Source organism: Idiomarina sp. UBA4520, assembly GCF_002388365.1.
In the GTDB taxonomy this organism is placed as follows: Bacteria; Pseudomonadota; Gammaproteobacteria; order Enterobacterales; family Alteromonadaceae; genus Idiomarina; species Idiomarina zobellii.
Genome location: NZ_DGMK01000004.1, coordinates 137,263 through 158,927, shown reverse-complemented (window position 1 = coordinate 158,927; position 21,665 = coordinate 137,263). Strand labels below are relative to the sequence as shown.

General features: G+C 47.0%; 28 protein-coding genes. 14 read left to right on the top strand and 14 right to left on the bottom strand.

Translation table 11 applies throughout. From position 1 onward, the window contains the following. Positions 1-24 precede the first annotated feature (24 nt). From mgtE to B3850_RS02090, 11 genes are read right to left on the bottom strand one after another with little or no spacing between them, the layout of a single operon-like run. Positions 25-1,386 carry a magnesium transporter gene (gene mgtE, locus B3850_RS02140; protein WP_053953077.1) on the bottom strand — a complete coding sequence of 454 codons (1,362 nt, stop codon included), beginning with the start codon at positions 1,384-1,386 and terminating at the stop codon, positions 25-27. Between the two features lie 3 nt (positions 1,387-1,389). Then, positions 1,390-1,665 (bottom strand): HPr family phosphocarrier protein, encoded by a 276-nt coding sequence (locus B3850_RS02135; RefSeq protein WP_058576777.1) that lies wholly within the window; start codon positions 1,663-1,665, stop codon positions 1,390-1,392. Then, the gene (gene rapZ / locus B3850_RS02130; RefSeq protein WP_058576778.1) at positions 1,658-2,509 is read right to left on the bottom strand and encodes an RNase adapter RapZ; all 852 of its coding nucleotides are present in this window, start codon (positions 2,507-2,509) and stop codon (positions 1,658-1,660) included. Before rapZ ends, B3850_RS02135 begins: the two co-directional genes overlap by 8 nt. After that, a complete protein-coding gene (ptsN, locus tag B3850_RS02125) occupies positions 2,500-2,970 on the bottom strand; it encodes a PTS IIA-like nitrogen regulatory protein PtsN (protein ID WP_286875898.1) in 471 nt (156 codons plus the stop codon). The genes rapZ and ptsN overlap by 10 nt, the downstream gene beginning before the upstream one ends. Before the next feature lie 3 nt (positions 2,971-2,973). Beyond that, positions 2,974-3,261 (bottom strand): ribosome hibernation promoting factor, encoded by a 288-nt coding sequence (gene hpf, locus B3850_RS02120; protein ID WP_286875896.1) that lies wholly within the window; start codon positions 3,259-3,261, stop codon positions 2,974-2,976. A 26-nt stretch (positions 3,262-3,287) separates the two neighbouring features. After that, entirely contained in the window at positions 3,288-4,748 is a 1,461-nt protein-coding gene (locus tag B3850_RS02115; protein ID WP_286875894.1) for an RNA polymerase factor sigma-54, read from the bottom strand. A gap of 21 nt (positions 4,749-4,769) precedes the next feature. Beyond that, positions 4,770-5,495 carry an LPS export ABC transporter ATP-binding protein gene (gene lptB, locus B3850_RS02110; RefSeq protein ID WP_053953071.1) on the bottom strand — a complete coding sequence of 242 codons (726 nt, stop codon included), beginning with the start codon at positions 5,493-5,495 and terminating at the stop codon, positions 4,770-4,772. A gap of 1 nt (position 5,496) precedes the next feature. Beyond that, positions 5,497-6,033, bottom strand: coding sequence for a lipopolysaccharide transport periplasmic protein LptA (lptA, locus tag B3850_RS02105; protein ID WP_286875892.1), 537 nt, complete (start codon positions 6,031-6,033; stop codon positions 5,497-5,499). Then, complete coding sequence (gene lptC, locus B3850_RS02100) at positions 6,002-6,565, bottom strand: LPS export ABC transporter periplasmic protein LptC (RefSeq protein WP_053953069.1); 564 nt, start codon at positions 6,563-6,565, stop codon at positions 6,002-6,004. The genes lptA and lptC overlap by 32 nt, the downstream gene beginning before the upstream one ends. Beyond that, positions 6,562-7,116 (bottom strand): 3-deoxy-manno-octulosonate-8-phosphatase KdsC, encoded by a 555-nt coding sequence (gene kdsC, locus B3850_RS02095; protein ID WP_286875888.1) that lies wholly within the window; start codon positions 7,114-7,116, stop codon positions 6,562-6,564. Before kdsC ends, lptC begins: the two co-directional genes overlap by 4 nt. A gap of 1 nt (position 7,117) precedes the next feature. Continuing rightward, positions 7,118-8,095 (bottom strand): KpsF/GutQ family sugar-phosphate isomerase, encoded by a 978-nt coding sequence (locus tag B3850_RS02090; protein ID WP_286875886.1) that lies wholly within the window; start codon positions 8,093-8,095, stop codon positions 7,118-7,120. Between the two features lie 140 nt (positions 8,096-8,235). Here B3850_RS02090 and B3850_RS02085 point away from each other — a divergent pair, with 140 nt between their 5' ends. From B3850_RS02085 to murA, 8 genes are all read left to right on the top strand, one after another. After that, complete coding sequence (locus B3850_RS02085; protein WP_286875884.1) at positions 8,236-8,823, top strand: TetR/AcrR family transcriptional regulator; 588 nt, start codon at positions 8,236-8,238, stop codon at positions 8,821-8,823. Between the two features lie 99 nt (positions 8,824-8,922). Continuing rightward, positions 8,923-9,723, top strand: coding sequence for a phospholipid ABC transporter ATP-binding protein MlaF (mlaF, locus tag B3850_RS02080; RefSeq protein WP_286875883.1), 801 nt, complete (start codon positions 8,923-8,925; stop codon positions 9,721-9,723). Beyond that, positions 9,720-10,499, top strand: a complete 780-nt coding sequence (gene mlaE / locus B3850_RS02075; protein ID WP_053953065.1) for a lipid asymmetry maintenance ABC transporter permease subunit MlaE — start codon at positions 9,720-9,722, stop codon at positions 10,497-10,499. The genes mlaF and mlaE overlap by 4 nt, the downstream gene beginning before the upstream one ends. A gap of 2 nt (positions 10,500-10,501) precedes the next feature. Continuing rightward, entirely contained in the window at positions 10,502-10,969 is a 468-nt protein-coding gene (gene mlaD / locus B3850_RS02070; RefSeq protein ID WP_053953064.1) for an outer membrane lipid asymmetry maintenance protein MlaD, read from the top strand. Positions 10,970-10,985: 16 nt separating this feature from the next. After that, entirely contained in the window at positions 10,986-11,657 is a 672-nt protein-coding gene (locus B3850_RS02065; protein ID WP_053953063.1) for an MlaC/ttg2D family ABC transporter substrate-binding protein, read from the top strand. After that, on the top strand, positions 11,657-11,959 hold the full coding sequence (locus B3850_RS02060; RefSeq protein WP_053953062.1) for an STAS domain-containing protein: 303 nt from the start codon (positions 11,657-11,659) through the stop codon (positions 11,957-11,959). Before B3850_RS02065 ends, B3850_RS02060 begins: the two co-directional genes overlap by 1 nt. A gap of 35 nt (positions 11,960-11,994) precedes the next feature. After that, positions 11,995-12,249 (top strand): BolA family protein, encoded by a 255-nt coding sequence (locus B3850_RS02055; protein WP_053953061.1) that lies wholly within the window; start codon positions 11,995-11,997, stop codon positions 12,247-12,249. 13 nt (positions 12,250-12,262) lie between these two features. Beyond that, on the top strand, positions 12,263-13,525 hold the full coding sequence (gene murA / locus B3850_RS02050; RefSeq protein WP_286911309.1) for a UDP-N-acetylglucosamine 1-carboxyvinyltransferase: 1,263 nt from the start codon (positions 12,263-12,265) through the stop codon (positions 13,523-13,525). 1 nt (position 13,526) lies between these two features. On the opposite strand, the gene B3850_RS02045 is transcribed toward murA, so the two are convergent. The 3 genes from B3850_RS02045 to B3850_RS02035 all read right to left on the bottom strand — a co-directional run bounded on the left by B3850_RS02045 (position 13,527) and on the right by B3850_RS02035 (position 16,550). Beyond that, positions 13,527-14,567 (bottom strand): trypsin-like peptidase domain-containing protein, encoded by a 1,041-nt coding sequence (locus B3850_RS02045; RefSeq protein ID WP_053953059.1) that lies wholly within the window; start codon positions 14,565-14,567, stop codon positions 13,527-13,529. Positions 14,568-14,639: 72 nt separating this feature from the next. Next, positions 14,640-16,001 carry a DegQ family serine endoprotease gene (locus B3850_RS02040; RefSeq protein WP_053953058.1) on the bottom strand — a complete coding sequence of 454 codons (1,362 nt, stop codon included), beginning with the start codon at positions 15,999-16,001 and terminating at the stop codon, positions 14,640-14,642. An 87-nt stretch (positions 16,002-16,088) separates the two neighbouring features. Beyond that, a complete protein-coding gene (locus tag B3850_RS02035; protein ID WP_053953057.1) occupies positions 16,089-16,550 on the bottom strand; it encodes a YhcB family protein in 462 nt (153 codons plus the stop codon). 119 nt (positions 16,551-16,669) lie between these two features. Here B3850_RS02035 and zapE point away from each other — a divergent pair, with 119 nt between their 5' ends. The 6 genes from zapE to B3850_RS02005 all read left to right on the top strand — a co-directional run bounded on the left by zapE (position 16,670) and on the right by B3850_RS02005 (position 21,615). Next, the gene (gene zapE, locus B3850_RS02030) at positions 16,670-17,764 is read left to right on the top strand and encodes a cell division protein ZapE (protein ID WP_053953247.1); all 1,095 of its coding nucleotides are present in this window, start codon (positions 16,670-16,672) and stop codon (positions 17,762-17,764) included. 197 nt (positions 17,765-17,961) lie between these two features. Then, entirely contained in the window at positions 17,962-18,390 is a 429-nt protein-coding gene (gene rplM, locus B3850_RS02025; RefSeq protein WP_053953056.1) for a 50S ribosomal protein L13, read from the top strand. A gap of 17 nt (positions 18,391-18,407) precedes the next feature. Next, a complete protein-coding gene (gene rpsI / locus B3850_RS02020; protein WP_053953055.1) occupies positions 18,408-18,800 on the top strand; it encodes a 30S ribosomal protein S9 in 393 nt (130 codons plus the stop codon). A gap of 225 nt (positions 18,801-19,025) precedes the next feature. Continuing rightward, positions 19,026-19,616 (top strand): ubiquinol-cytochrome c reductase iron-sulfur subunit, encoded by a 591-nt coding sequence (gene petA, locus B3850_RS02015; protein ID WP_053953054.1) that lies wholly within the window; start codon positions 19,026-19,028, stop codon positions 19,614-19,616. Continuing rightward, positions 19,616-20,884, top strand: coding sequence for a cytochrome b (locus tag B3850_RS02010; RefSeq protein WP_053953053.1), 1,269 nt, complete (start codon positions 19,616-19,618; stop codon positions 20,882-20,884). Before petA ends, B3850_RS02010 begins: the two co-directional genes overlap by 1 nt. Next, a complete protein-coding gene (locus B3850_RS02005) occupies positions 20,881-21,615 on the top strand; it encodes a cytochrome c1 (RefSeq protein ID WP_053953052.1) in 735 nt (244 codons plus the stop codon). Before B3850_RS02010 ends, B3850_RS02005 begins: the two co-directional genes overlap by 4 nt. Positions 21,616-21,665: the final 50 nt, after the last annotated feature.

Here is a 21,665-nt window from a genome sequence, read left to right as displayed (position 1 = left end):
CCTGCCTTAGGGCACCCAAGGCGGTTAAGAAAGTAACAGAGTTGCAGAGCCAAGGAAGGCGAAAATCCCCACCACATCGGTCACTGTGGTTAGAATCACACCACCAGCAAGTGCCGGGTCAATATTAAAGCGCTTCAGTATCAGCGGCACAGTCGCACCGGCCAATGCTGCGGCCAGTAAGTTCATCATCATGGCAAAGGCGATAATACCGCCGACCAGTAAATCCTGCTTCCAGAGCGCGACAACAGCCGCAATAAGTACCGACCAAATAACGCCGTTCAGAAAGCCTATTGCGAGCTCTTTACCGATTAACCAGCGAGAGTTACTAGAGCCGATATGGCCGAGCGCCATGCCCCGAATCACCAGTGTCAGAGTCTGACTACCGGCAATTCCGCCCATACTTGGCACTATGGTATTGAGAATAGCCAGCACCGCCATTTGTGCTAAAATATCTTCGAATAATGAACTCACCATGGCGGCGAGCAAGGCGGTGACCAAGTTGACTGCTAGCCAAACCGTGCGGCGGCGGGTACTTTTCAGTACGGGCGCGAAGGTATCTTCGTCGTCTTCCAAACCTGCCATACTCAGCATAGAGTGCTGAGCATCTTCGCGAATAATATCCACCACATCGTCGATAGTGATACGACCAACGAGCTGCTGATCACTGTCCACAACCGGTGCGGAGACCCAGTCATGACGCTCGAAGAGCTTAGCAACTTCGGTTTCGTCCATATCGACGGGTATGGTCGTTATATCTGACGACATAATTTCATCGATACGGCGGCTGGGATCAACGGTCAGTAATTGCGTTAGCGATATTTCACCGGTGACTTTTTCATTACGGTCGACAACATAGAGCTTGTCTGTTGCTTCCGGTAACTCCCCTTTAAGGCGCAGATAACGCAATACAACGTCGATGGTGACGTCTGAGCGCACCGTAATGGTATCGGTATTCATGATACCACCAGCGCTGTCTTCGGCGTAGGAAAGAGCGGTTTCAGCCCGCTCCCGATCGCCTTCGTCCATCGACTTTAAGACTTCCTGATACACTGGCTCGGGCAAACCACGTAACACGTAAGCTAGGTCATCGGTATCCATGCCTTCAGTCGCGGCGGCCAGATTTTCCGGCGCCATCTGACGAATAATGTCTTTCTGAACCTCTTCGTTCAGTTCTTCAAGAATTTCGCCGTGCTCGTCAATGTCGACAAGCTTCCAGATTTTCGAACGGCTTTTCGGTGGCGACGACTCCAGAAGTAAGGCAACGTCGCAGGCAGGCATGTTGTGAAGCATGCGTCGAGCGGCCACGAACATACCATCGGCTAACGCTGAGTTAACCTCCTGAATTCTTTGCATGGCATATTCTTTATCGGACAGCTCGGCTATCATGTGTTACTCGTTTTCCTCAAAGCGATCTTCGAACAATTCACTTACTGCTACTAATGCGTCTTCTGCGTCATCGCCTTCAGCACAAACCTCAACCGACTTGCCCTGTTGACTGGCAAGTAGCATTAAACACATAACACTTGCTGCGTTAACACACTGCTCGCCTTGCTGAACGGTAATTTCAGATTTGAATGACTGCGTGAGCTGCGCAAGTTTAGTGGCTGCCCGAGCATGAAGTCCTAGTTTATTGCGTATAACAAGTGTCTTGCAAGCTTTAGTCATGCTGCTTTAACTCCCGATGACGGACTTGAACTTTCACCGATTTTTGTTCAAAACGCTCTGCTAACTGCTGAGAAATATAAACGGAGCGATGCTGCCCGCCAGTACAGCCTGTAGCAATCGTTAAGTAGCTGCGGTTGCTGCGCTGAAAGTGTGGCAGCCAGGTTCCCAAAAAGTTTTCGAGCTGATAAATAAACTTAGTCACTAACGGCTGTTGTCGGAAATAATGCTGCACATCCGGGTCTAACCCCGTGAGCAATTTGAGCTCGGGTTGCCAGTGCGGATTAGGCAATATGCGAGCGTCAAACACAAAGTCGGCGTCTTTAGGCAGCCCGTACTTAAAACCAAAGGACTGAAAGACGATAATCAGTTTTTTATCTGCTCTGCCTAATACACGCTCTCGCACCTCTTCGCTAAGTTGATGCAATGACAAGTCGCTGCTGTCGAGGCGCCAGGTAGCGCGCTCCATAATGGGCTCTAACAATTTAAGCTCGGCTTGTAATGCATCAACCAGAGGTAACTCTTTTTGCGACAGCGGGTGCAACCGGCGTGTTTCACCAAATCGCTTAAGCAGGGTGTTGTCGTCGGCATCAATAAATAGCACTTCGGGTTCAACCCCTTTGGGTAGAAAATTCAGTGAATCGAGCAGCTCTTCTGAATGCTCTGGCAAGTTGCGAACGTCAATGCTTATGGCAATTTTAGAATACTGTTCCATGACCGCATGGACCAGTGTTGGTAGTAGGCTAATGGGTAAGTTGTCGACACAGTAAAAGCCAAGATCCTCGAGTACTCGAAGGGCGATAGTTTTACCCGATCCCGAGCGACCACTGACAATAATCAGTTGCATGGCTTATCTTCACCTTCCCCAATAAATAGTTGATAAAGTGCGTTGTCTGTATCAGCGTTGCGAAGTGCTCTGGTGCAATCTTTGTCGTTCATGCGACGTGCAACTGCGGCCAGTGTCTGTAAATGGTTTTCATGCTCTGACTCAGGCACTAACAGCGCAAAAACAATATCAACCGGCTGGTTATCAATAGCGTCAAATTCAATCGGCTCATCCAACGTCAATAATACGGCAACCGGATGGCTGGCTTTAGCGAGTCGTCCATGGGGTATCGCAATACCTAAACCAATGCCGGTACTTCCCAAGCGCTCGCGATTTATAAGGCTTTCAAAAATGTCATGACGGGTAATGCCTGACAGTTTCGGCGCAACAATTTGGCTAATGGTCTCTAATAACCGCTTTTTACTTGCACCCTCGACTGCACACTTGGTGCAGTCGGGGCTTAACAACTCACTTATTTGCATGGACTAATGCTTTTTCATTTTTTCTTTGTGTTTAATAACCTGACGGTCGAGTTTGTTGATTAAGCCGTCAATCGCTGCGTACATATCATCGTGAACAGAGTCAGCAAAAATTTCGCCGCCGTTCAAATGCACGGTAGCTTCTGCTTTTTGATTCGTTTTTTCAACATTAAGGATGACGTGAACGTTGGTTATATGGTCAAAATGGCGCTCTAACTTAGCAAATTTTGTATCCACATACTCACGCAGAGACTCAGTGATATCGATATGATGACCAGTAAGATTAATTTGCATAACGTCTTCCTTCTGCAGTTTACAAGTTATAAAAGACTCTTGCGTTGACTCGATGAGGGAATATTCAATGATTCCCGGTACTTCGCAATTGTCCTCCTCGCTACTTTGATGCCTTGCTCGGCTATCAGTTCAGCGATTTTGCTGTCGCTTAATGGTTTGCTACGATTTTCTGCAGCGACCAACTTCTTAATTAAAGCACGTATTGCGGTACTTGAACACTCACCTCCACCTTCTGTACTGACATGGCTAGAGAAAAAGTATTTCAGTTCAAAAATGCCTCTTGGGCAATGTAAAAACTTCTGCGTTGTCACTCGTGAAATAGTACTTTCATGCATTTCTACCGCTTCGGCGACATCGTTGAGTACCATAGGCTTCATTGCCTCTTCGCCGTACTCAAAAAAGCCTTGCTGGCGCTGGACAATGCAGTTGGCAACTTTCAGCAGTGTTTCATTACGGCTTTCGAGGCTTTTAATAAACCAACGAGCTTCTTGCGTATGGTTTTTAATATACTGACTGTCTGCCGAGGACTTCGCCGCTTTACTCAGTGCCGCGTATTCTTCATTGACCTTTAATTTAGGTACGCTATCGGGGTTTAATTCGACCACCCAGCGGCCATTCTTTTTCATGACTGCAACGTCAGGAATAACGTACTCGACTTCTTGCTGAGCAACTTGTTCGCCCGGGTGTGGGTGCATTTGCTGAATTAGGCGCATGACTTCTCGTAAGTCGTTTTCTGATAGCTTCAGCTTGCGCTGAATATTGCGAAAGTCGCGGTTGCCTAACAAGTCCATATGATCGCAAACAAGGGTTAGGGCGTCATATTTGAAGGGCGTGCGGTCATCCAGTTGTCTTAACTGAATGGCGAGACACTCACTAACTGTGCGCGCACCAACTCCGACAGGGTCGAAATGTTGAATGCGCTTGAGTACCATGCAAACTTCTTCCTCGCCAACCTCGGGTAGGCGCACAGACTCTATAATGTCGTCGATATCTGCGGTTAAATAACCGTTGTCGTCAATAGCCTCAATAATGGCTTCGCCAATGGCGGTGTCTTCCTCAGAAAAGTGTGAGAGCTGCATTTGCCAAATGAGATGATCCTGCAGAGATTCGCTGGTTGAGCCTTGGTAAACCTCGTAGTCGCCGTCGTACGACTTACTGCTCGATGCTGCGCCATTGACTGGCGTAGATGACGAATAAGTATCGTCCCAGGTACTGTCGACAGGCAGATCTTCCGGCATTTCCTGAGTTTTAATAACGTCGGATGTTTCTCGTTGGCTGTCGTCTTTATGTAAGGAGTTTACATGATCCGCGCTGTCGCTGTCCTGGGACTGCTCACTCTCGACTTCTAACAATGGGTTATTGTCCAGAGCGTCTTGAATCTCTGCCTGTAAGTCGAGCGAAGAGAGCTGCAGCAAGCGTATAGCTTGTTGTAACTGAGGCGTCATGGTCAGTTGCTGACCAATTTTTAGCTGCAGACTTTGTCTCATGGTTATCGTCCCGGTATCACATTAAAGGGTGAACTGCTCACCGAGGTAAACGTCTTTAACCTGTTGATTCGATAATATACTTTCTGCATCTCCGCTGGCAATAAGTTCTCCGTGGCTAACAATATACGCGTGTTCACAAACGGACAGCGTTTCTCTGACATTATGATCGGTAATAAGTACACCAATACCACGCTGCTTCAAATGTTCAACAATTTTCTTAATATCGATAACCGAAATAGGGTCAACGCCTGCGAAAGGCTCATCTAACAGAATAAACGTGGGCTCAGCAGCTAATGCGCGGGCGATTTCAACGCGGCGCCTCTCGCCGCCAGATAAACTCATGCCCAGGCTATTAGCGATATGCCCAATATTAAACTCTTCCAGCAGCGAGTCGAGCTGCTCTTCGCGCTCGTTTGCAGAGAGCTCTTTGCGAGTTTCTAAAATAGCCATCAAGTTATCACGCACGGTCAATTTTCTGAAAATAGACGCCTCTTGCGGTAAGTAGCCAATTCCGCGGCGAGCACGCTCGTGCATCGGCAGGGCGGTTAAGTCGTCTTTATCCAGTAAAATCTGGCCTTTGTCGCTGTTGATCAAGCCGACAATCATATAGAAGGTTGTTGTCTTCCCTGCGCCATTTGGGCCTAACAGCCCAATAATTTGGCCCTGACTGACTTCCAGACTAACGTCTTTTACAACCTGACGACGCTTAAAGCTTTTGGCGAGATGTTTAACTCGTAAGGTTGCCATATTAAGGGTTCTCGTTATCGTTTTTGTCGTCTTTTGTTTTCGGCGTAAATATCGTAATCACGCGTCCGTTATCGGTATCAGAACTGCTTGCCGAGATGGTTTGCTCAGCCAAGTCATAAACAATAGTATCGCCACTTGAACTACTGGTACCTTGCGAAATTTTTGCATCGCCACTGAGTTCAAGCCGCTGCTCAGTCTGGAAGTAGGTTATCTTATTGGCTTGAGCACTAATTTCATTTCCGTTTTCCAGCGTTTGTGTATAGGTTGCCGGAGAGCCTTCCGCAATAAAGGTGTCTGCTTGTTCACCGTTTTCACTGGCAGAGGCTTCAAGTCGGTCAGCGTTAATAAGCAAGGTACCTTGCCGAATGATAACGTTATCAGTCAGTACTAGCTTATTATTCTTGATGTCGAACTGCTCGTGGCTCGACTCGACTTCCATCGGCTTTTTAAAGTCAGCTTTTCCTTGCGCCATAACAGCCAAAGGAAGCACTAATAGCGCCAGGAAGCTAAGACTTTGGCTGGAAAACCGTTTTAACATGTCGTTTTAACTCCATTATTTCTGCGCTCATGTCGGCGCTTAAACCATCACCACGAACGACCACTTGTGGCCCTCGCATTATTACTGGGTATTCAGTACTCATGGACTCATTGGCTAAGTCTATAACCAGGTATTCTGTCATGATGCGTTGTATTGGTGAACTTTCCTGCAAAGCCTGTATCTCGACACTGCGCTCCAGAATCAGCGTTTTGTCATCGTAAAAGGTACCTTGCTCCGCACTGACTTGCCAGGTTTCAGTACCGTCTTGTGAAAAAACGGAATACTTTGGCTGTTTCAGTTCGGTCAAACCAATTTGGTTGTAGTGTGCCATTTCTTCAGAGCGAATTTGGTGCGCCAAAGCACCATCACTCTCAAATATCTTGGTCTCAAGGCCGTAGGCCGTAAAGTCCGGCTGCATCAACTTTGTCGCAGTAGCAGCGCCTTCTTCGCCGTCATCACTAAAAGGACGCAGCACAAGTAAGAGTCCTAAGCCAAACAAAAGGACAATAATACCGACGATACGCCAATTCACACACTGGCTCCTTTGGCGTCATGCAAAAGCCCCTGGCTCAACATAATTAAATCGCATACTTCACGTACGGCACCAAAACCGCCAGCGCACCGGGTAATATATTGTGCCTGTTGCTGAACAGACGGGTGTGCGTCTTTCACCGCTACGCCAATGCCTGCCTGTTGTATTAGTGCAAGATCCGGCGTGTCGTCACCCACATAAGCGGTTTGTTCCGCACTTAAGTTGTGTTGAGACAGAAGCTCGTTGAACGCCTGGGTTTTATCCGTTTGTCCCTGATAAATGTTAGACACATCCAAGTGCTGCATGCGCCGCTGAACGATGTCCGATTGACGGCCAGTTATAACGGCTGTTTCTATACCGGTATTTTTTAGTGCTTTCATACCAAAGCCGTCACGAGTGTGAAAAGCTTTTAGTTCCTCACCGTCGTTACCGAGGTAAATACGACCATCGGAAAAAACACCGTCGATATCGAGCACTAACAGTCGAACTTGAGAAAAACGCTCGAACAATGGCTTTTCGATGTCGCCATACCAAGTATTAATGCATTCCATGTTACAGAACTCCTGCTTGCAGTAAGTCATGCATATTCATTGCGCCACAAGGGCGGCCTTCCTGGTCAGTAATGATAAGGCCGTTTATCTTGCGGTCTTGCATAAGTTTTAAGGCTTCTGCGGCCAGCATATCAGCATTTGCTGTTGTGCAAGAACGAGTCATAACATCGGCAATAGAAGTGGTGTGTACATCGACTTGGTTATCGAGAATGCGGCGTAAATCGCCATCGGTGAAAATACCGGCCAGTCGACCTTGTGTGTCGGTAATTGCCGTCATACCTAGACCTTTACGCGACATTTCCAGCAATGCATCACGAATAATGGCACTTTCTGACACTAACGGAATACGTTCGCCGGTGTGCATAATGTCTTGCAAACGAAGCAGCAAACGCTTACCTAAGGAACCGCCTGGGTGTGACAGTGCAAAATCGTCCGCCGTAAAGCCACGGGCGTTTAGCAGGGCCACGGCTAACGCATCACCCATCACCAGGGTTGCTGTCGTCGAGGCTGTTGGCGCCAAACCTAACGGACAAGCTTCCTGTGCTACTGCAATGCAAACGTGTGTATCGGCCAGTCGGGCAAGTGTCGACTCGGGTTTGCCTGTCATGGCTATCAGCGGCACACCAAGGCGCTTTATAACTGGCAAAATATTGAGAACTTCTGATGTTTCACCACTGTTTGAAATAGCAATGACAACGTCTTGAGCAGCGACCATGCCCAGATCGCCGTGACTGGCTTCACCCGGGTGAACGAAGAACGATGGTGTTCCGGTTGAAGCGAGCGTCGCCGCAATTTTCCCGCCAATGTGTCCTGATTTACCCATGCCGGTAACGATAACCCGGCCTTTGCAGTTAAATAATGTCTGGCAGGCAGCATCGAAGTTGTCATCTAGGTACTCATACAGCCCTTCGATGGCCTGCTTCTCAATATCCAGGACTTGTTGGCCTAATTGGCGGAAGTTCTGGGTCACTTGCTTCATAGCTTTTTCCCAATCTTAACTATACTGGGGCTATAATACGTTATTCACTTAGGTTATGCCTACCGCATAGGAAGAAATCTTGCGATTTTGCCGGAATTTAATTACTATACCAACCAGACGGTTTATAAAGAGAGTTCTTTATGCACGACAATATGCAGCATAAAAATAAGGTGGGACGGCCAAGCAATAAAGAGCTGATTCTGGATGCTGCGGACAGCTTGGTGGCAAGCGAAGGCGCCTCACACCTGACCTTTGATGCGCTCAGCCAACAGACCGGAATTAGCAAAGGCGGCCTGCTTTATCACTTTTCCAATAAGGATGCATTGCTGCAAGCCATGTTGCAGCGGCGTGTTGAGCGTTTTGAGCGGTTGAAGCAAGAGCATTTAGAACGTTTGGAAAATGACCCAAATAAAGAACCTAAGAGTATATTACTGGCGGCTTTAGATACTGATGCTGAGTGTGCTCGATTGGGTAGCGGGATGTTGGCAGCCGCGGCGAGCAATCCAGATTTGCTCGAGCCTTTAAAACGGCATGTCAATGACACCATAAAGCAAATGGAGCGGCACCTGGGTGAACAAGTAGGGCGAATGCTGTTTTACTCGGTGCATGGAGCGCGTTTGTTCGAGCAACTGAACTTGTGCGAGCAATGCGTGACCGAACGAGAGCAATTTGCGGAATATTTACTGAATCAAATCGATAAATTAACGGAAACAAACTCCGGTAGCTGATAAACTTTGCAACAATTATTGCGGTGCAGGATGTAACCGGAAACCGTTATACTCTTCAGCTTTTATGAAGCTTGGCGGTTGAGAGAAACAGGACAGCGTGTGACACAGTTAGTTGAGTTAAAAGACGTTCATTTTGCGCATGGTGACAGACCTTTATACAACGGTTTGTCATTGACTGTGCCAAAAGGAAAAGTGATTGCGGTGATGGGTCCCAGTGGTATCGGGAAGACGACATTGCTGAAACTTATTGGTGGGCAACTAAAACCAAGCAAAGGCAGCATTAAAGTTGCAGGGGAAGAGGTTCCGAAACTCAGTAGAGATAAGCTCTATGAGTTAAGGAAGCGTATGAGCATGCTGTTTCAAAGCGGTGCGTTGTTTACCGATATGTCTGTTTTTGATAATGTGGCGTTCCCGTTGCGTGAGCACACCGAGCTTTCCGAAGACATTATTCGCAGTGTTGTACTGATGAAGCTGGAAGCGGTGGGGCTTCGTGGCGCGAGAGACTTAATGCCCTCTGAATTATCCGGTGGAATGGCTCGGCGCGCAGCTCTGGCAAGAGCTATTGCACTTGACCCCGACATAATTATGTATGACGAGCCCTTTGCCGGGCAGGATCCCATCTCAATGGGCGTTATCGTTAAACTGATTAAATCACTGAATCAATCGCTGGGCTTAACCTCTATAGTGGTTTCTCACGATGTAAAAGAGGTGCTTTCTATTGCTGACTATGCGTACGTTATAGCAGACAAAAAAGTGGTTGGTGAAGGCACGCCCGACGAGCTTAGAAATAACGACACCGATATTATTAAGCAGTTCTTACAGGGGAATGCGGACGGTCCTGTGGCGTTTCATTATTCTAATGACGACTTCACGACGGACTTACTCGGAGGCGAAAAATGAGTCAGTTTTTCGAAAATGTCGGCCGTCGTGTGCTCGATAGCGTGGCAGGTATAGGTTTTGCGTTAGCCATGTTTGTCAGTGCCATTATTGGCAAGCCCCAGCCACGTAAATCATGGCCATTGTTTATTAAGCAAATGTACGTTGTTGGCGTTTTATCAATGGTCATCATTATTGTCAGTGGCTTGTTCATTGGCATGGTCTTAGGGTTGCAAGGTTACACGATATTGGTGGACTACGGGGCTGAGCAGAGCTTAGGGCCAATGGTCGCATTGTCACTTTTACGTGAACTAGGGCCCGTTGTCACAGGCTTATTGTTTGCGGGCAGAGCCGGTTCAGCGCTCACGGCAGAAATTGGGTTAATGAAAGCAACCGAGCAGTTATCAAGCCTGGAAATGATGGCTGTTGACCCGTTAAGACGGGTTATTGCACCGCGCTTTTGGGCTGGTTTAATCAGTATGCCGCTGTTGGCTCTGATGTTTTCAGCAGTGGGTATTTATGGCGGTTACTTAGTAGGCTCTGGCTGGCTAGGCGTTGATGAAGGGGCGTTTTGGTCCGTCATGCAATCGGCTGTCGACTGGCAGGATGACCTATTAAACGGTGTCATAAAATCTATTGTTTTTGCATTTGTAGTCACCTGGATAGCCCTCTATAAAGGGTACCGGGCAGTGCCGACATCTGCGGGTATCAGTGCGGCAACAACGTCAACCGTTGTCACTGCGTCGTTAGCCGTTTTAGGTCTAGACTTTATTCTTACAGCTATCATGTTTGGTGGGTAACCATGGAATCAAGAAAAACACAGTTATGGGTAGGTATTTTTGTTGTACTGGGCGTGTTGGCGCTGTCCTTTATCGCTTTACGAGCGGCCAGCGGCACCATGACAACATCAGGTGAAACCTACACGCTTTACGCAAAATTCGACAATATTGGTAGCTTGAAAGTACGTTCACCAGTGAAAGTAGGTGGTGTCGTTGTTGGTCGTGTTACCGATATTTCGTTGGCTGGTGACTACTATGAACCGTTGGTAGAAATGTCTATCAGTAAAGAGTATGACGAGTTTTCCGAGACCAGTTCAGTTTCTGTTCTGACATCGGGCCTGCTAGGCGAGCAATACTTAGGCTTGCAACCGGGCTTTATTGACGACAGTGTCAGCATGCTTGAAGACGGCGATTCAATCACGGACACGAAGTCGGCGTTGGTTTTAGAGAATCTAATTGGTCAATTCTTATTTAGTCAGGGCAATGATTAGTTTAAAGGAGTCAATCATGTCATTTAAAAAGTGGCTGCTAGCGCTTGTCGCGATGGTCGTTGTGAGCTCAGCAGCAAATGCGGAACTTATTCGTAATGACGACCCGTACGAGTTGTTAAAAGAAGTAGCCGAAGTCACTTTTGAGCGTATTGAGAACGAGCGAGGCAAAATTGACGAAGACCCAAACCACTTAAAAGTTATCGTTAAAGACGAGCTTATGCCTTATGTGGATAGCTTGTATGCATCTAAAAAGGTGCTTGGTCGTTACTTAAGAGATACAACAAAAGAACAGCGTGAAGCTTTTTACCGTGCTTTTTATGATTATCTAGTGGCGACATATGCACGCGCATTTACACAGTACGACGAGAGTAAACATACCGTTTCTTTTGAGCCGGCAGCTGAGCTTCCGGACGACGCGCGGACGGCGGTTGTAAAAACACGAGTTAAGGAAACTGGACGCCCTGAGATACGCCTGGACTTTCGTATTCGTTATGACCGGGATGAAGACCTTTGGAAGGCTTATGACTTAGTGGTTGAAGGCATTAGTTTATTAAATAGCAAGCAAAGTGAAATTTCTGCTGTGATTCGTTCAAACGGCATTGATAAAACGATTGAGCTTATTGAACAAAAAGCTCAAGAGCCTATCAAAGCTGACGAAGAAATTGATAATCCAGCTGAGGGAATATAATGAGCACGGCACAGGCATCGGTGAGTCGAACAGAAGACAGTGTTATTGCCTTTAAAGGCTCGCTGACGCGTAACAGTGTCCCGACCTTGTGGAAGACCCGCGGACAGTGGCTTGGCGATGAGTTAGTGTCTGTCGACGTCAGCCAGGTTGAGGTTATTGATACTGCCGGTGTTGCGTTTCTACTGGAAGTAATGAAAGCAACGCAAGGTACTAATGCGCCACTAAAATGCATCGGTGCCTCTGAACAATTAAAGCAGATTGCCTCAGTCAGTGGCGTTGAGTCGCTGCTTTCGTTAAGCTAGTCGCCTTTGAAAGGAACATAAGCGGTTTATTAGATATGAATGAAGAACAGTTAAAAACATTGCTCAATGACGCATTAAACCTGAGTGAACTCTACGTAAAAGTTGACGGTGCTAATGTTGATATTATCGCGGTCAGTGATGACTTTGAAAGTATGAGCAAAGTGAAGCGTCAGCAAGCTATCTACGCACCGCTGAATCCTCATATTTCAAGCGGTGAAATCCATGCGGTATCAATAAAAGCGTACACGCCGGATGACTGGGCGCGTGATAAAAAACTGATGATGCCTTAAGGCCTGATTGTTGATGGATAAGTTTAAAATTAGAGGTGGGCAGGCGTTGTCCGGCACAGTAACTATTTCTGGTGCTAAAAACGCTGCACTACCTATTCTTATGGCAACGGTTTTGCCATCCGATAAAGTGACGTTATCGAACGTGCCGAATCTGCACGACGTCGATACTACTTTGGAACTGTTAGATTGCCTTGGCGTAACACACCGCCGTGTCGGCGAGACTGCAGTATGTATCGACCCAACTACCTTGAACCACTTTAAGGCGCCTTATGAGCTCGTAAAAACAATGCGTGCGTCCATTTTGGTGTTAGGTCCTCTGCTGGCTAAAACAGGTAAAGCTGAAGTGTCATTACCTGGTGGGTGCGCAATAGGTGCGCGGCCTGTTAACTTGCACATTGAGGGCCTGAGAAAAATGGGCGCTCACATTGATGTCGAAAATGGCTATATAAAAGCATCGGTCAATGGACGCCTTAAAGGTGCCGAGATTCTTCTTGATACCGTCAGCGTTACAGGTACTGAAAACCTAATGATGGCAGCGGTGTTAGCTGATGGGCAAACGGTCATTGAGAATGCAGCCCGTGAGCCGGAAATTGTAGATTTAGCGAACTTTCTGAATGCACTGGGCGCAGATGTCAAAGGCGCAGGCAACGACACTATTTATATTAATGGCGTTGAATCTTTGTCTGGCGGTGAATACAGCGTAATGCCAGATCGTATAGAAACCGGGACTTTTCTCGTTGCGGCATTGGCCACAGGGGGATCAGTTCGCTGTGAGAATACGGACCCTTCCGCTTTAGATGCCGTTATTAAAAAGCTTGAAGAAGCCGGAGCAGACATTAAAAAAGGTGATAACTGGCTGTCTTTGAAAAGCACTAAACGACCTAAAGCGGTTAACATTATTACAGCACCTCACCCAGGGTTCCCGACAGATATGCAAGCGCAATTTTGCACGCTCAATGCCATTGCTGAAGGAACTGCCAATATTCGTGAAACGATATTTGAGAACCGTTTCATGCATATCCCTGAGCTGAGACGCATGGGGGCCAATGTCGACTCAGAAGGTAACACCGCTATTTGTCATGGCGTTGATAAGTTAACTGGCGCCGAAGTTATGTGTACCGACTTGCGTGCATCTGCCTCACTGGTTATTGCAGGGCTTGTTGCGACAGGCGAGACCACGGTTGAACGGATTTACCATATCGACCGTGGTTATGAGTCTATTGAGAAAAAACTACAAGCGCTTGGTGCGGACATTGTCCGCGTTAGCGAGAAGTAAATTATCGAGGGAGTTCAGAAACGGTGACGGTTGTTGCCATTTTTTGTTCTCCTCGGTAAAACTCGACTTCAAGTTCTTCGCCTGGCGGGGTGCTCGCCACTTTATCCAGTCCTTCTGGAGCAGAGCGAACCGGCTGGCCACCAATAGAGACAATAAAGTCATTACGTCTTAGCCCGGCTAAAGCGGCAGGACTGCCTCTTTCTACACCGGTGACATAAATACCGGACAAAGACTGCTGCTCACTAAAGTTAGGGTTCACAGTTATACCAATGTAGCCCCGTACCACTTCGCCTTCACGGATTAACGTATCCATTACCGATTGTGCGGTTGCATACGGCACTGCAAAATAAATGCCTTCACCTCCGTCATCCATTGACGAGTTGTATCGCGCGTTATTAATACCAATAAGTTCACCAGCAGTATTTACTAAAGCACCACCCGAGGCACCTTGATTGATAACTGCGTCCATCTGAATAAGGTCGGAATAGGAGTTGCTCACGCCCACGCGTCCGCCGGTTGCGCTAATGATGCCCTGAGTAATGGTCTGGCCAATATTGTAGGGGTTACCAATGGCTAAAACGATATCACCCACTTGCACACGGCGGCTTGACTGCACCGGAATGACCGGCAAGTTATTGGCATCTATTTTAAGCACTGCAAGATCGGTATATCTGTCACTACCAATGAGTTGCGCTGCGTATCGACGGCCGTCCTGTAGTGCGACTTCGATCTTATCGACGCTATCGACAACGTGATGAGCGGTAAGAATGTAGCCGTTAGAGTCCATGATAACGCCCGAGCCCAATCGCCAAACGCGCGATGACTGAGGCTGGTAGTAAGAGCCTTGAATTTCACCCATGCTGTAAATGTTGACGACAGCTGGCGCGGCCTTTTTGACGGCCTGGCTAAAAGAAATAACGTCGTTTTGTGACTGGCGGAAAGAGTTGCTTTGTCCCCAAAGGGGTTGAGTCAGTAAAACAATGGCGGCAACGACAAGACCTAAACCAACCGATTGAAACAAAAACCGTACTATTGGAGACACGCGTTACTCGCTTTTTATATTTATTATTAGGTGGCATCAGCATAGCACTGATGCCACTGAAATGTCACAACCTCAGTTTGCGTTACGCAGTACAATAAAGAGTGAACTGTCGCCACGCTTAACGTTGAGGGCTATGACCCCTTGCTTGTCTTCTATTGCTGCTCTTAGGTCTGCCACACTAGTGACTCGTTTGCGGTTAACACCTTGAATAATATCGCCTTCCTCAAGACCTATGCGGGCAGCGGGTGAACGCTCCTCGAGCTCGGTTATTTCAATGCCCTGCTGACCACTAGCCACCGCAAGGGTTGCTCCCTCAAGGGCGGGGTGTATGGCGGCAGCAGTAACAGCGGTATCTTGCGAGCCTAAGGTGACATCAACGGTCATCTCTTCGCTGTCGCGGATAATACCAAGCTCTATGTCCTGACCAGAACCAATGGATCCGACTAAAGCGCCTAACTCAGAGAATGAGCGAATGGCCTGACCGTTGACTTCAATAATAACGTCACCGGATTCAATACCAGCCTCTGCTGCGGCGCTACCCGGAATTACTTGAGACACAAAAGCGCCCCGGTTAACAGGAATATTCAGCGCCTGCGCAACATCGTGAGTGAGGTCGTTACCGCGTACGCCAAGCACCCCTCGACGCACTTCACCGAATTCAATAAGTTGTTGAACCAGGTTATTCATCATGTCTGAAGGAATAGCAAAGCCAATACCTATATTGCCTCCATTCGGTCCTAAAATAGCGGTGTTAATTCCTATCAGCTTGCCGTCTAATGTCACCAGGGCGCCGCCAGAGTTACCGCTGTTAATAGCAGCGTCGGTTTGAATGAAGTTTTCTAACTCTTCAATGCCTAAACCACCGCGACCTAACGCACTGACAATGCCTGAAGTGACGGTTTGGCCTAATCCAAATGGATTACCGATAGCGACAACAAAGTCTCCAACACGAAGTTCTGATGACTTGCCCAGTTCAATTTCGCTGAGACCTTCAGCGTTTTCGATTTTTAATAACGCAACGTCTGAACGCTCATCGGTACCTATCACCTTAGCATCCAATTCGCGGCCGTCTTTTAAAGTCACCAAAATCTCTGTTGCGTCATCAATAACGTGATTGTTAGTGACAACGTAGCCGTTCTCGGCATCAATAATGACGCCTGAGCCTAGTCCTTGAAAAGGGTGCTCGCGAACTTGTTCACGTGGTGCGTTGGGACCGAAGAAAAAGCGCAAGGCATCGGGCAGGCGCTGTCTTACTTCGCGTTTACCTTTTACTGAAATATTAACAACGGCAGGTGTGACTTCTTCAAGCATGGGAGCAAGCGTTGGCTGCTCGTCGTTTTTACCGAAAAATGGAATACCTGCACTTACGGGAGAGCTCAAGGTTGCCGATGTAACAATAACAAAAGCACTGAATAAGGCTAAGACTCGTTTCATGATTAGAGTAACTCCTTAAATAATCACCAACAAACGGTTCGTGTTTATGACCGCTTGTCAGTGATATGAGTTCACTCTAAAAATGTTTCAAGATATGTTGGACGTATCTTTTTTGTCGGACTCACGGCGATCATCAGAGAAAAGACTGCTTGAACCTTCCGTATAGTCACGCGGAATTTGTTCAGCCTCACGGCCATCTCGACCTGAGCGGTGATCTTGATTTAATGAGTTAGCAACCCGTAATTGCTTAATGGTATCTTCCGAGAAGAAGGGAAGGTCACCTTGAGAACCTGGCTGTTGGAGAAGTTCCGCGCTCTGATTCAGGTAGCTTTGCAACTTCTGCTGAGTGTCAGACAGTTGCTCCATCATTGCGTTAGCGGTAGCAAAATGTTCCGCAACTTCACGCTGGTACTCGCTCAACTGCTGCTGACTTTTCTCTACTTGCTCTTCAAGGTTGCCGGACTGGCCGTTTGTTTGAGTATAACGTGCAACAAAAAAGCCGATAATGGCTCCTGCTATCACTAATAAAACCCCAATAATCCAGCTCATAATTGACTCCTCAGCAAATGGCGACAGCTTTTCTTGATTGCTGCAAAACGCCTTCATGATAACATATTATTTATTAGGATAATCGCAACTGAGGTGAAGTGGTAGTGCCGCAACAGCAAATGTCGCCAATTGATCGTTATCGTTATGACATTGAGCACAATGGTTTTTCAGAGGATGCGGCACAGCTTAACGCTGTCGAGCATTTACAAAGACTTTACGAAGAACTCATTGCCTGGAATAACTATCAGCAGCTTCCAGCACTTAAACGCTGGTTATCAAAAGCTCCTGTTAAACCTAAGGGACTGTATTTCTGGGGCGGTGTCGGGCGTGGCAAAACCTATTTGGTGGATACTTTTTTTGAAAGTTTACCAATTGATGCGAAGTGGCGTATTCATTTTCATCGATTTATGCACCGCGTTCACAATGAGTTAAAGCAATTAGACCAGAAAAGCGATCCCCTAAAAATTATTGCCGATAAAATTGCAGACGAAACTCAAATTGTTTGTTTTGATGAGTTCTTTGTACAGGACATTACTGACGCAATGCTGCTCGGAACGTTATTTGAATATTTGTTCGAGCGAGGAGTAATTTTAGTCGCAACGTCAAATATTGTCCCAGATGATCTCTATAAAAACGGCCTGCAAAGGGCCCGCTTTATTCCGGCAATAAAACTGATAAAGGCCAACTGTGAGGTAGTGAATGTCGATAGCGGTATTGACTATCGCCTGCGTACACTGACACAAGCCGAGATTTTCCACTCGCCGTTAGACCCTCAAGCCGATGAAAACTTGTGGCAGTACTTTAAAGATTTAGCACCAGAGTGTCGTGACCAGTATGAATCTGACAGCATTGACATTGAAGGTCGGAAAATTGCCGTGAGGGCCGAATGTGATGACGTTGTTTTCTTTGACTTCAGAGATATCTGTAAAACGGCCCGCAGCCAAAATGACTATATGGAAATAGCGCAGCTTTATCATGCCGTTTTAGTCAGCAATGTCGAGCAAATGGGGGCAGGTAAAGACGATATTGCTCGACGCTTTATCGCGTTAGTGGATGAATTTTATGAACGCAAAGTGAAGCTTATTTTGTCTGCGGAAGTACCCATCGAGTCCCTTTATACCGAAGGGCAGCTGAGTTTTGAGTTCCGCCGCTGCGTGAGTCGCTTGCAGGAAATGCAAAGCCGTGAATATTTAGCGATGGAACACAAAGCATAAATTTCAAAAAATGCGTGATCTTTGACCGCATTTTTCCTATAATCCGCGCAGCCCACGTTACAGTCCATTACGTTAACTTCGGTTGAGTAATGGTTGCAGCAAGTAAACTAATGATTTTATTCATTATTTTATTGTTGTGATTCGCGGGGAAGCCCGGAATTACTGTCCGTGAACTTTTAAAATGTAGGTTTTATACAATGAAAACATTTGTAGCCAAGCCAGAAACGGTAAAACGCGACTGGTACGTAGTAGACGCTGAAGGCAAAACTTTAGGTCGTTTAGCTACTGAAATCGCTCGTCGCCTGCGCGGCAAGCACAAGCCTGAGTACACTCCTCACGTAGACACTGGCGATTACATCGTTGTTGTTAACGCTGAGAAAGTTGCTGTAACTGGTAACAAAGCTCAGGACAAGATGTACTACTCGCACACTGGATTTCCGGGTGGTATCAAATCAATCAGCTTTGAAAAACTGATTGCTAAGAAACCAGAAATGGTCATTCAGAAAGCGGTTAAAGGTATGTTACCCCGTGGTCCATTGGGTCGTGCCATGTTCCGTAAACTGAAAGTGTACGCAGGTGCTGAGCATAATCATAATGCTCAACAGCCGAAACAACTGGATATATAATACGGAGCAAGAACACTATGGCAGATAATCAATACTACGGTACTGGTCGTCGCAAAAATTCCACGGCTCGCGTATTCTTGCGTCCGGGTAGCGGCAACATCAAAATTAATCAACGTGAACTGAACGAATACTTCGGTCGTGAAACGGCACAAATGGTTGTTCGTCAACCATTAGAAGCTGTAGAGATGACTGAGAAGTTTGACCTTTACATCACTGTAAGCGGTGGTGGTACTACCGGTCAGGCTGGTGCTATTCGTCACGGTATCACGCGTGCATTAATGCAATACGACGAAGCGCTGCGTCCTGCGTTGCGTAAAGAAGGTTACGTTACTCGTGACGCACGTCAGGTTGAACGTAAGAAAATCGGCTTGCATAAAGCACGTAAACGCCCACAATTCTCGAAGCGTTAATTCGCTTTTTGTGTGGTGTCAAAAACCCGGCTTCGGCTGGGTTTTTTTATGCCTATTCCAATAGAGTTATACCTCAGTTCTCGACGCATTACTCTTGTAAAAAGTGTGTCTTTTCTTTATTATCTCAAAGCATTTTCTGTGATCCGCTAAAGCGGACAAAAGCAGCAGCTAATTCCGACTTCGCGGCAATGAACCGTGAAGCGTCCAAAACTGGAGAATAGATGGATGAGCAATGCGCCTGTAGATAAAGGTCGCCGTCGTTTTTTGACTGTCGCAACCTCAGTGGTTGGCGGCGCTGGTGCGGTGGGTGTCGCCGTTCCTTTCATAGCGTCGTGGAACCCGAGTGCGAAAGCGAAAAACGCGGGCGCACCTGTAGAAGTGAATATTCGTAAAGCTGAGCCGGGTCAGCTAATTCGTGTGAAGTGGCGTGGTAAACCTGTATGGGTTGTTCGCCGCACACCTGAAATGCTCGATGGGCTGTCCAAAATTGAAGACAACCTTCGCGACCCAAATTCAGAAGAGCCACAACAGCCTCCTTACGCACAGAATAAATACCGTTCAATAAAAGAAGAGTTCTTTGTTGCGGTCGGTATTTGTACTCACCTTGGCTGTTCTCCATCTTATCTGCCGAGCGGAATGGGCGAACACGTAGAAGGCGTGGAATCCGGCTTTTTCTGCCCATGCCACGGCTCTAAGTTTGATATCGCTGGACGTGTATTCGAGAGCGTTCCTGCACCATTAAACTTGGTTGTACCGCCGCATTACTTTGTCGACGAGAACACCATCTTGGTGGGTGAAGATAAGGGGCAAGCATAATGTTTAAGCGATTCGTAGAGTGGATGGATGCTCGCATCCCGATGACAAAAACTTGGAACATCCACCTGGCGCAGTACCCAGCTCCAAAAAACTTCAATATGTGGTATGTATTTGGTTTTTTGGCGACGATAGTTCTTATTAACCAAATACTGACTGGTGTTTGGCTGACCATGAATTACGTGCCAAGTGCTGAAGGTGCTTTTGCGTCAGTTGAATACATTATGCGTGACGTCGAATACGGTTGGTTATTGCGTTACATGCATTCAACCGGTGCTTCCGCATTCTTTGTCGTGGTCTATCTGCACATGTTCCGCGGCATGATGTACGGTTCTTACCAGAAGCCACGTGAGCTTATCTGGCTGTTCGGTATGTTTATCTTCTTGGTGCTAATGGCGGAAGCCTTCATGGGCTACTTGCTGCCTTGGGGACAAATGTCCTACTGGGGCGCACAGGTAATCATTTCATTGTTTGGTGCTATTCCGGTTATTGGTGATGACCTGACATTATGGATTCGTGGTGACTACGTTATTTCCGGCGCAACCCTGAACCGATTCTTTGCACTGCACGTTATAGCCTTGCCTTTAGTGTTGGTTATTTTGGTGTTTTTACACATTGTTGCGCTGCACGAGGTTGGTTCGAACAACCCCGACGGTGTTGATACCAAAAAGCCAAAAGGCACAGTGCCAGATGAAGAAAAGCCGAAGTTCAAATTTCACGAGCGCTTTACAAGTAAGAAAGACATTGTCGACTCAATACCGTTCTTTCCTTATTACATTATTAAAGATATGTTCGGTTTCGGTGTGTTTCTGTTTGTTTTCTGCTACGTCATTTTCTTTAATCCGGAAATGGGCGGATTTTTCCTGGAGCCACCAAACTTTGAGCCAGCGAACCCTCTGAAGACACCAGAGTATATTGCGCCTGTTTGGTATTTCACTCCGTTCTACGCAATTTTGCGTGCGGTACCCGACAAGTTATTCGGCGTTATTTTAATGTTCGCAGCGATTGTTTTCCTGGCGCTGTTGCCATGGATAGATCGTGGTAAAGTTCGCTCAATTCGCTTCCGTAGCGTATTGCACAAACTGAACTTAACCGTATTTGCGATTAGCTTCATTGTGCTTGGCTATTTAGGTACTCAGCCAGCGACGCCTGTAGCGACTATTTTTGCGCAAATATTTACGTTCCTATACTTCGCTTTCTTCGGGTTACTGTGGTTTTACAGTAAACGTGAGAAGACGAAACCGGTTCCAGAAAGGGTGACGTCGAAATGAAAAAATTGTTAATCGCTCTTATGACTTTGGTCCCGTCGCTGGTTTTCGCGGCGGGTCCAACCGTACCTTTGGACGAAGCTGAGGTTGACCTGCACGATAAAGCATCACTGCAACGTGGCGCACAGTTATACATGAACTACTGCTTGGGTTGTCACCAATTGCAGTATCATCGTTATAACCGAACCTTTGAAGATCTTGGCATTCCACAGGAGCTGGGTGAAGAAAACCTGCAGTTTACTGGTCAAAAAGCGGGTGATCGTATTACCAATAATATGAGCACCGAAGCAGCATCTAACTGGTTCGGCACTGCAGCACCGGATTTAACCAACGTGGCTCGTGTACGTGGAGCGGATTGGATATATACGTATCTGCGTTCGTTCTATACAGACGACAGCCGTCCGTTTGGTGTGAATAATGCCGTGTTCCCGAATGTGGGCATGCCGCACGTATTGCAAGAGCTTCAAGGTGTACCGGAGAAAACATACGAAGAACGTATGATCGACGGGAAGATGAAGGACGTTTATGTAGGAATTAAAACCGATGGTAGCGGTCGCTTATCAGAGAGCGAATATGATCAGGCGGCGCTTGATTTGACCTCGTTCCTGGTTTACATGGGCGAGCCAATGCTATTAGAGCAACGTCGTATTGGATGGTTTGTATTCGGATTCCTACTTATATTTACGCTTTTAGCCTGGTTCTTGAAAAAAGAGTTTTGGAAAGATCTTAAGTAATTAGGTCTGTTTGTCCGCAAAAGCGGAGTTTAAAAGGGTGGCTTGCCACC

What these genes read in the sequence shown, in the direction of transcription:
- mgtE (WP_053953077.1), bottom strand. Translation starts at nt 1,386, where the DNA reads ATGATAGCCGAGCTGTCCGATAAAGAATATGCCATGCAAAGAATTCAG.
- B3850_RS02135 (WP_058576777.1), bottom strand. Translation starts at nt 1,665, where the DNA reads ATGACTAAAGCTTGCAAGACACTTGTTATACGCAATAAACTAGGACTT.
- rapZ (WP_058576778.1), bottom strand. Translation starts at nt 2,509, where the DNA reads ATGCAACTGATTATTGTCAGTGGTCGCTCGGGATCGGGTAAAACTATC.
- ptsN (WP_286875898.1), bottom strand. Translation starts at nt 2,970, where the DNA reads ATGCAAATAAGTGAGTTGTTAAGCCCCGACTGCACCAAGTGTGCAGTC.
- hpf (WP_286875896.1), bottom strand. Translation starts at nt 3,261, where the DNA reads ATGCAAATTAATCTTACTGGTCATCATATCGATATCACTGAGTCTCTG.
- B3850_RS02115 (WP_286875894.1), bottom strand. Translation starts at nt 4,748, where the DNA reads ATGAGACAAAGTCTGCAGCTAAAAATTGGTCAGCAACTGACCATGACG.
- lptB (WP_053953071.1), bottom strand. Translation starts at nt 5,495, where the DNA reads ATGGCAACCTTACGAGTTAAACATCTCGCCAAAAGCTTTAAGCGTCGT.
- lptA (WP_286875892.1), bottom strand. Translation starts at nt 6,033, where the DNA reads ATGTTAAAACGGTTTTCCAGCCAAAGTCTTAGCTTCCTGGCGCTATTA.
- kdsC (WP_286875888.1), bottom strand. Translation starts at nt 7,116, where the DNA reads ATGGAATGCATTAATACTTGGTATGGCGACATCGAAAAGCCATTGTTC.
- B3850_RS02090 (WP_286875886.1), bottom strand. Translation starts at nt 8,095, where the DNA reads ATGAAGCAAGTGACCCAGAACTTCCGCCAATTAGGCCAACAAGTCCTG.
- B3850_RS02085 (WP_286875884.1), top strand. Translation starts at nt 8,236, where the DNA reads ATGCACGACAATATGCAGCATAAAAATAAGGTGGGACGGCCAAGCAAT.
- mlaE (WP_053953065.1), top strand. Translation starts at nt 9,720, where the DNA reads ATGAGTCAGTTTTTCGAAAATGTCGGCCGTCGTGTGCTCGATAGCGTG.
- mlaD (WP_053953064.1), top strand. Translation starts at nt 10,502, where the DNA reads ATGGAATCAAGAAAAACACAGTTATGGGTAGGTATTTTTGTTGTACTG.
- B3850_RS02065 (WP_053953063.1), top strand. Translation starts at nt 10,986, where the DNA reads ATGTCATTTAAAAAGTGGCTGCTAGCGCTTGTCGCGATGGTCGTTGTG.
- B3850_RS02060 (WP_053953062.1), top strand. Translation starts at nt 11,657, where the DNA reads ATGAGCACGGCACAGGCATCGGTGAGTCGAACAGAAGACAGTGTTATT.
- B3850_RS02055 (WP_053953061.1), top strand. Translation starts at nt 11,995, where the DNA reads ATGAATGAAGAACAGTTAAAAACATTGCTCAATGACGCATTAAACCTG.
- murA (WP_286911309.1), top strand. Translation starts at nt 12,263, where the DNA reads ATGGATAAGTTTAAAATTAGAGGTGGGCAGGCGTTGTCCGGCACAGTA.
- B3850_RS02040 (WP_053953058.1), bottom strand. Translation starts at nt 16,001, where the DNA reads ATGAAACGAGTCTTAGCCTTATTCAGTGCTTTTGTTATTGTTACATCG.
- B3850_RS02035 (WP_053953057.1), bottom strand. Translation starts at nt 16,550, where the DNA reads ATGAGCTGGATTATTGGGGTTTTATTAGTGATAGCAGGAGCCATTATC.
- zapE (WP_053953247.1), top strand. Translation starts at nt 16,670, where the DNA reads ATGTCGCCAATTGATCGTTATCGTTATGACATTGAGCACAATGGTTTT.
- rplM (WP_053953056.1), top strand. Translation starts at nt 17,962, where the DNA reads ATGAAAACATTTGTAGCCAAGCCAGAAACGGTAAAACGCGACTGGTAC.
- rpsI (WP_053953055.1), top strand. Translation starts at nt 18,408, where the DNA reads ATGGCAGATAATCAATACTACGGTACTGGTCGTCGCAAAAATTCCACG.
- petA (WP_053953054.1), top strand. Translation starts at nt 19,026, where the DNA reads ATGAGCAATGCGCCTGTAGATAAAGGTCGCCGTCGTTTTTTGACTGTC.
- B3850_RS02010 (WP_053953053.1), top strand. Translation starts at nt 19,616, where the DNA reads ATGTTTAAGCGATTCGTAGAGTGGATGGATGCTCGCATCCCGATGACA.
- B3850_RS02005 (WP_053953052.1), top strand. Translation starts at nt 20,881, where the DNA reads ATGAAAAAATTGTTAATCGCTCTTATGACTTTGGTCCCGTCGCTGGTT.